This is a genomic window from Anaeromusa sp., assembly GCF_028691475.1.
Taxonomy (GTDB): Bacteria; Bacillota; Negativicutes; order Anaeromusales; family Anaeromusaceae; genus Anaeromusa.
In genome coordinates this window covers 1-6,471 of record NZ_JAQUZF010000015.1, presented here as the reverse complement: position 1 = coordinate 6,471, position 6,471 = coordinate 1, and the positions used below count along the sequence as shown (strand labels likewise).

Sequence of the window (6,471 nt, the reverse complement as noted above, 5' to 3'; positions counted from 1 at the left end):
AATTATAAATGGTAATATGTGCTTGTAGAAACACAACCGAAGAAAGGAGGCGAGAAAATGGAGCCTACAAAAAAAGCAGCCACCGCCGAAGCAGTGGCCTTGCAAGAAGAAATCAATCTAGAATTTGCAGAAATGACCTTGCAACAAATAAAGACACTGAAAGCCAGGGGACTTGCGGACCCATTGACCATGAAAGAAATAAGAAAAAACGTGGCCTTTTTAAACAAATGGAAAAGCAATGAAACTAAAGTAGAACAAAAAATAATGGGAAAATTAGCCAAAGAAACGCAAAGAATCAGCGAGAAGATGTAGGGCCAAAACAAAAACGGGAGGGCTAACAATGTCGAACAAAATGATTTTTGACAATGCCGGGAAGCCAAGCATGATGGTACGTATCCCTAAATTCAAGGTATCAGATGTTATTGCAGGAGGGCGGGAAGAAACTCACCCGGCTTTCATTGTAGATGGACGCGAAGTGCCGGAAATTTATATTGGAAAATACCAAAGCGTAATCGTAAACGGATTAGCATATAGTCTCGCTTTTCAGCAGCCGACCGTAAATGCGACTTTTAACGACATGGTGCAAGCGAGTGAAGCAAAAGGCGATGGCTGGCATTTAATGACCAATGCGGAGCGGGCCGCAATCGCCTTGTGGTCAATGAAAAACGGTACATTGCCACACGGAAACAATAATTTTGGTTCTGATTATCAGCACGCAGACGAATCGGGAATTTGCTTTGACGGTCGCAAGGTACTGACGGGGAGCGGTCCGGCAACCTGGTCGCACGACCATACGCCGGAAGGAATCTTTGACATGAACGGCAACGTTTTTGAATGGCTTGGCGGCTTGCGTCTGCATAACGGGGAAATTCAAATCATTCCAGACAACAACGCGGCGAAACACATAGACCAGTCGGAGACGAGCGGCGAGTGGAAACCAATTATGGTAGGAAAAAATAAGATAAATATTTCCGAAACTGCGAGCGGATTAAAGTTGACTACGGAAGAGGCAGAAGGAGACTGGAACGGGTGTCGGTTTGCGAGGCTAGAGACTGATATAGAAATACCGGACATATTAAAGGAACTTGCACTGTATCCGAGCGGTGATGAAAAAATTAAAGATTATTTTTGGGCAGGTGTAGACGGAATTCGCTATCCGATTTACGGCGGCAGCTGGGGCTACGGGGCCATGGGCGGGCTGTTCACGCTGGCCTTGCCCGACGTTTCGGGCACCTCCAGCGCGGGCATCGGCGGTCGCCTGGCATATTGCCACGTGTAATCTGTGGACTGAAAACAGGTATCTGCTTGGGCGGGCGATAGTCCGCCGCTACAAAAAAATGTCGAAACGCCCACGCACGGGCGTTGGCGGGAAACGGCCTACCCGTCCTGATGAGACAGGCCAAAGGAAGGAGCGTCAACATGGAAGACATGGAAAAAAAGGAAATGGAACTTAGGGCCATCTTCGAGAAATTGAAAAAAGTTCCTGCGGACAAACTGGACTACGCAGCCGGAGTTGTTGACGGTTTATCCATCGCCTACGACAGCATGTTCGGGGTAACGGGAAAGACGGCATAGGGCGGGGCAATTTTGTCCCGCCTCTAAAAGAGGGGTGGAAAATGGTAGAAATCAGAATTTGCAGGCATACCGGCAAAGAACTGTCAGTCCGAGGTAGCGACGAGCCAACAGACCAGCCGCCCGTAAAGCTAGCAGAGATCGTGGCGGCGTGGGCAGTGAATACTGGACAAATAAAGCCAAGGAAAAACAGGAACACAATAAACAAAGAGGAGGCGCAAGGGGCATGACCTTTGAACAGGCAGTAACGCTGTTTGAGTTAGCGGCGGCAGAAATGAAAAACCAAGGGGCTTTAGGGTTTCGGGATTTATCGGACGAAAGGATTGAAATACACGTCGGGCCGGATGCGGTGTTCGAAGCAATACCGGGAACGGCGCAAAGCGACGGTAAAACCGATAATTATGAGCATGTAAGAAAAACAGCCGGGAAATTTGTGTACCTGCACTTGTACCGCAGACCAGAAGACCAAGAAGCCCATGAAGAGAATGATTGCACGGAATAGGAAAGCTGTACCGCGCGCACCGGAGCCGCCGCCAATGCTTTACCACAATCGACTGTGCGCAGTGTGCGGCAAAGAGGTAATTCACGGCGTAACATGCCGGAAAAACACAGGCGTTGTTTGCATGGACCACTGCTGCGAATGCAAATACATGGAAAGAACGTCTTGGCACTGCAACTTTTCAATAAAAAACGGAATGGAAAAACTTAGAAATGAATTTAAACAAAGGATGCTGTAAAAGAAAAAGGCGGTTTCTACAAGAGAAACCGCCCATGAGTAAAAACCATATAAAGCAAAAAACAGCAGTGTTGGTAGCGCTGCTGTTTTTATAGGCTGACGAAAATATTTACAACAATATTATACCAAAATGTCAGCCGAAAACAAAGAGGTTTAGGGCCTCTTTTCCCCTTGATAAAGCAATTAATAACTCGAACAAGAGCATGGTATTTTTATACGGATCGGAAGGGCTGACGAGATGGCGTATATGAGAAAGACCAGAGCAACAATAGACCGTAGAATCATAGAAAAAGATTTGTATTATACATACCGCACGGTGCCAGAGGGGAAAGAAGGGAGAAAAAGAGCCAAGAAAGTAAAGCAAACACCAGAGCAGCAGAAAGAGACAAACCGCCGCCATGCTGCTGCCAGACTGGCGCTAAAGATAGCAAACAACTTCCGGGCGGGGGATTGGTACTTGACGATGACCATAAGCGGAGAAGTACCGGAAAAGGAAAGCATAAAGAAGTCAGTGGACAACTTCTTGGTGAACCTGCGCCGGTACTACAAACGAAAAGGGGACGAATTGAAATACATAGCGGTGCTGGAAAACATGACGGGAAGGGGCAGGCCGCACAGCCATTTACTTATAAATTCCCTAACGGCGGAAGACATGGAGGCCATAAAGAAATACTGGACTCTTGGGCGGGTGAGAGTGGAGCTGTTCGGCGGAGACGTGGATGATTGCAACAACTTAGCGGCCTATTTCAAGAAAGAAGACGTGGACGAGCATTCGGGACGCATCAGAACCAGCGCAAACCTAGTAGAGCCTATCGAAAAGAAAGAGAAGGTGACGCGGTCAGAATGCTATAGCAGCAGAATCGTACCGCCTAAAGGCTATCACGTGCATAAGCGCTTGACATACAAAGGGTACACAAAAGACGGGTACCCATACCAACACATAGTGTTTGTTAGAGATTAAACAAGGAGGGCCAAGCATGACGAATGAAATGTTTCGCGTTGAAACCAAGAAAGTAGCAAAACAGGCGGGCGGGTTAGGCGAGTTCATGATGATGGAATGCCAGTCGGGGAAGTTGCTCATTACGGGGCAATTCGTACTGAGCCTTTCGGAAGACCAATTTTTCTCTGTGCGCTGCAAACTGGAAGTGCCACGACTGGACACATGGTACATGCAGACAAAAGACGGCCTGGTAATGTCCGAGCGTAGCCCAGGACTAGAGGAATGGGAAGCACGATACAACGAGTGGATAAATGAAGCGGATTCAAGAAAGATGCTTACGTACACGCGGATCGAGATTTCCGGTTGCTACCTGTATACGGACGGGTTTTCCTATACTGCCATTAAAAAAGAGCGACTGGAAATGCTGCAAAGCACGGAATGTATCGCAAGAGCTGGGAAAATGCTTGTTGTTGATGGCGTGCACGTGCTCGCGCCAATAAAAGAAGACGTATGGAAAAACAATGATTGGCTACACAGACTGCCGGGAATGGAAATTGAAAGAGAGGCGTATGAGGAAAAATGAAAATCATAAGCATCGCAAACCTAAAAGGCGGCGTGGGGAAATCAACGACGGCGATCAACATGGCGTATATTTTAAACAGAAAGGGAAAGCGGGTACTGATTGTAGACAATGATATTCAAAGCAACGTGTCTACATTTTTCAACCGCAAGGGCCTGCGGCCTGGCATAGCCGAAGTATTCCAGTCGGGCGGGGACAAGGGGATTTTGCGGGAGGCCATCAAAGAAACGCAGTATCAAAACTTAAGCATCCTTCCGTCGGCTATGGATTTGGCGGCGGCAAATATTGAAATGTCAAAAAGCGGCGAAGTACTAATTCTAAGAGACTGCCTGCGGGGGCTGGAAGCGGACTTTGACTATGTAATTATCGACAACGCGCCAAATATGACAGCCAACGTTATCAATGCAATCATTGCATCAGATGATGTTATCGTACCAACGGAAATAGATTGTTTCGGCCTGGACGGCCTGGACGAAATTAGGAAGCAAGTGCGGATAGCGCGAGAAAGCGGCTTAAACAACAACATAAACATTGCGGGGGTGCTTATCACAAAATACAACAGCCGCGCAAAAGTAGACAAAGAAGGAGCGCGCCAACTGCGCCAAGACCCGGAAAACAAGATATTCGAAAACATGATTCACTTAACCGTAAAAGTAAAAGAGTCTACTTTTTTGCAAATACCTATCGTGGAACACGCCAAGCGGAACAGAGCAGCGCTGGACTATATGGGATTTGTCGAGGAATACTTGCAAAGGGAGGAAAAATAAGATGGCTTTTGACATGCTGGCGGCAATGGGTAAGAGGGCGGCGGCGGTTGCGCCGTCCATCGTGATGATCGACATTGAAAACCTGGTGCCGAACGAAAAGAACTTTTACCGCGTCACGGGAGACGAAGGAATAGAAAAGCAGAATGAGCAGCTAAAGGCGACAATTGAAATGTACGGCGTAGAGCAGCCGCTTATCGTAAAAGCCGTGGAGGGCGGGAAATACAGCATCATCGCAGGGGAGCGCCGCTATCTGGCGTGCAGGCGGCTGACGGACGAAGGAAAAGAGAATTACAAGATGGTGCCATGCATCGTCAAAAAGTCCCAAAGCACAGAAGACGAGCAAATTGAACTGATTATCACCAACCACCACAGAGACAAAGACCTTGCAGAGAAAATAGAGGAAGTGCGCCAACTATCGGAGCTGTTGCAGAAAAAGAAAGACCGGGGCGAGAAAATACCGGGGAGGCTACAAGATACCATTGCCGAATGCTTAAATATTTCAAAGTCAGAAGTAGGGCGGTTGCAGCAGATCGAAAAGAACCTAGAGCCGGAGCTGAAAGAAGCCATTAAAAAGAAAGAACTTGCCATGACACCGGCAGTGGAACTATCAAAACTATCACCGGCGGACCAAAAAGCCGTATACGAGAAAACGGGCGGGAAGGTAACGGCGAAAGAGCTAAAGCGGTACCAGCAGCAGGAAGCGCCGGCGGAACCAGCAGAACCGGAAAACATGAGCATAGACGGTTTTGAGCAAAAGAAGGGAGCGGAAACGCAAGAAGTAAAATTCGAAGCCGACGAATACGGGCGGCTAGACTGGCGCGACGTTCAAAGCTACGAAGAATATGATGAAATTATTGACATAAGAGACAGCCGGTTATTTAAAGAGGGCTTTAGGATATATGTAGTACACGACAAAGAAGACAAACTATGGAGATCGACGGCGGCGCGAGGATTCATTGAGGCCGGGGCGGGAAGATGGCCGCAAAGAGACAAAGCGGAGCCGAAGGACAGCCGGAGGCACCCGGCGTTTAACACGAGAAACGAAGCCTTTCAACATGCAGTGAACAGTATGTTCTATTTCGCAGATACTGAACAAATTGCCGTATTAAACGAACTTGGCTACGAAAAGAAAGAAAAAACGGAACTAAAAACAAATGCGGAAACCATTCAAGCGGCTATGACCGTATACGCGCTTTTAGAAAGAGAACTTGGAAAACAAGAGCAAGTATTGCGGGCTATGCAGATGAAAGGAAACCAACAAAAAGGAAAAGAGCTAGAGGCGCTCGTGGCATACATTAAAGAAAGTATGTTGCCAAAAGTGCAGAGCGACTTAAACGAAATGAAATGTACCCAAGTTGGGTACGGGCGGGATTAGGAGGAGCAGCATAAAAGGGGCGTGAGTTGAAATGAAGGAAGACGGCAGCGCGCTGGGGGCGGAACACTACCAGAACCGCATACAGACAATAGAAACCATACAAGCGGCCATGACGGGCGAAAAGTTTCAAGGATACCTGCAAGGGAATATCATGAAGTACGCGGCGCGACTGGGAAAGAAAGGACCAGCGCTTACCGACGCAAGAAAGATTAAGCAATTTGCGATATGGTTAGTAGAGGCGCTAGAAGGGAAGGTAATTGATCCACAAAAAGACATGCAAGGGGAGTTTCATTATGGAAACGAAAAAGACTAGCCCCAAGTGGGTAGAGATTGAATACGGAGAGATAAGAAAGATTAGAGACGAGCTGGAAGCCGCCGCAGTACGAGCGGGGGAACTTGAAGAAGAAAATAAAATCAAACGGGAGCTGATAACGGAAATAAAGCAGGAGCGAGACGCGGCGCGCGAGCATCTTGGAAAATCCATCGCAAGGGAAGAGCAGA

At 47.8% G+C, this 6,471-nt stretch carries 10 protein-coding genes and 1 other RNA gene; all 11 read left to right on the top strand.

Annotated elements, in window-relative coordinates; genetic code table 11:
• Positions 1-57 precede the first annotated feature (57 nt).
• Positions 58-312 carry a hypothetical protein gene (locus PHF27_RS03750; RefSeq protein WP_300066224.1) on the top strand — a complete coding sequence of 85 codons (255 nt, stop codon included), beginning with the start codon at positions 58-60 and terminating at the stop codon, positions 310-312.
• 28 nt (positions 313-340) lie between these two features.
• The gene (locus PHF27_RS03745; protein ID WP_300066221.1) at positions 341-1,279 is read left to right on the top strand and encodes a hypothetical protein; all 939 of its coding nucleotides are present in this window, start codon (positions 341-343) and stop codon (positions 1,277-1,279) included.
• Positions 1,280-1,338: 59 nt separating this feature from the next.
• An RNA gene (locus tag PHF27_RS03740) (hammerhead ribozyme type II) lies at positions 1,339-1,404 on the top strand.
• A gap of 15 nt (positions 1,405-1,419) precedes the next feature.
• Entirely contained in the window at positions 1,420-1,575 is a 156-nt protein-coding gene (locus PHF27_RS03735) for a hypothetical protein (RefSeq protein WP_300066218.1), read from the top strand.
• 223 nt (positions 1,576-1,798) lie between these two features.
• Positions 1,799-2,074 carry a hypothetical protein gene (locus PHF27_RS03730; protein ID WP_300066215.1) on the top strand — a complete coding sequence of 92 codons (276 nt, stop codon included), beginning with the start codon at positions 1,799-1,801 and terminating at the stop codon, positions 2,072-2,074.
• 481 nt (positions 2,075-2,555) lie between these two features.
• On the top strand, positions 2,556-3,269 hold the full coding sequence (locus PHF27_RS03725) for a hypothetical protein (RefSeq protein ID WP_300066212.1): 714 nt from the start codon (positions 2,556-2,558) through the stop codon (positions 3,267-3,269).
• A 16-nt stretch (positions 3,270-3,285) separates the two neighbouring features.
• Complete coding sequence (locus PHF27_RS03720; protein WP_300066209.1) at positions 3,286-3,831, top strand: hypothetical protein; 546 nt, start codon at positions 3,286-3,288, stop codon at positions 3,829-3,831.
• Positions 3,828-4,595 (top strand): ParA family protein, encoded by a 768-nt coding sequence (locus tag PHF27_RS03715; protein ID WP_300066207.1) that lies wholly within the window; start codon positions 3,828-3,830, stop codon positions 4,593-4,595. The genes PHF27_RS03720 and PHF27_RS03715 overlap by 4 nt, the downstream gene beginning before the upstream one ends.
• A gap of 1 nt (position 4,596) precedes the next feature.
• Complete coding sequence (locus PHF27_RS03710) at positions 4,597-5,970, top strand: ParB N-terminal domain-containing protein (protein ID WP_300066204.1); 1,374 nt, start codon at positions 4,597-4,599, stop codon at positions 5,968-5,970.
• A 31-nt stretch (positions 5,971-6,001) separates the two neighbouring features.
• Entirely contained in the window at positions 6,002-6,283 is a 282-nt protein-coding gene (locus PHF27_RS03705) for a DUF3310 domain-containing protein (RefSeq protein ID WP_300066201.1), read from the top strand.
• On the top strand, positions 6,264-6,471 hold a 208-nt coding region (locus tag PHF27_RS03700), incomplete at its 3' end, for a hypothetical protein (RefSeq protein ID WP_300066198.1). The genes PHF27_RS03705 and PHF27_RS03700, both read left to right, overlap by 20 nt.

Coding starts and splice junctions, on each gene's coding strand:
- PHF27_RS03730 (WP_300066215.1), top strand. CDS start 1,799: ATGACCTTTGAACAGGCAGTAACGCTGTTTGAGTTAGCGGCGGCAGAA.
- PHF27_RS03735 (WP_300066218.1), top strand. CDS start 1,420: ATGGAAGACATGGAAAAAAAGGAAATGGAACTTAGGGCCATCTTCGAG.
- PHF27_RS03715 (WP_300066207.1), top strand. CDS start 3,828: ATGAAAATCATAAGCATCGCAAACCTAAAAGGCGGCGTGGGGAAATCA.
- PHF27_RS03720 (WP_300066209.1), top strand. CDS start 3,286: ATGACGAATGAAATGTTTCGCGTTGAAACCAAGAAAGTAGCAAAACAG.
- PHF27_RS03725 (WP_300066212.1), top strand. CDS start 2,556: ATGAGAAAGACCAGAGCAACAATAGACCGTAGAATCATAGAAAAAGAT.
- PHF27_RS03750 (WP_300066224.1), top strand. CDS start 58: ATGGAGCCTACAAAAAAAGCAGCCACCGCCGAAGCAGTGGCCTTGCAA.
- PHF27_RS03705 (WP_300066201.1), top strand. CDS start 6,002: ATGAAGGAAGACGGCAGCGCGCTGGGGGCGGAACACTACCAGAACCGC.
- PHF27_RS03710 (WP_300066204.1), top strand. CDS start 4,597: ATGGCTTTTGACATGCTGGCGGCAATGGGTAAGAGGGCGGCGGCGGTT.
- PHF27_RS03745 (WP_300066221.1), top strand. CDS start 341: ATGTCGAACAAAATGATTTTTGACAATGCCGGGAAGCCAAGCATGATG.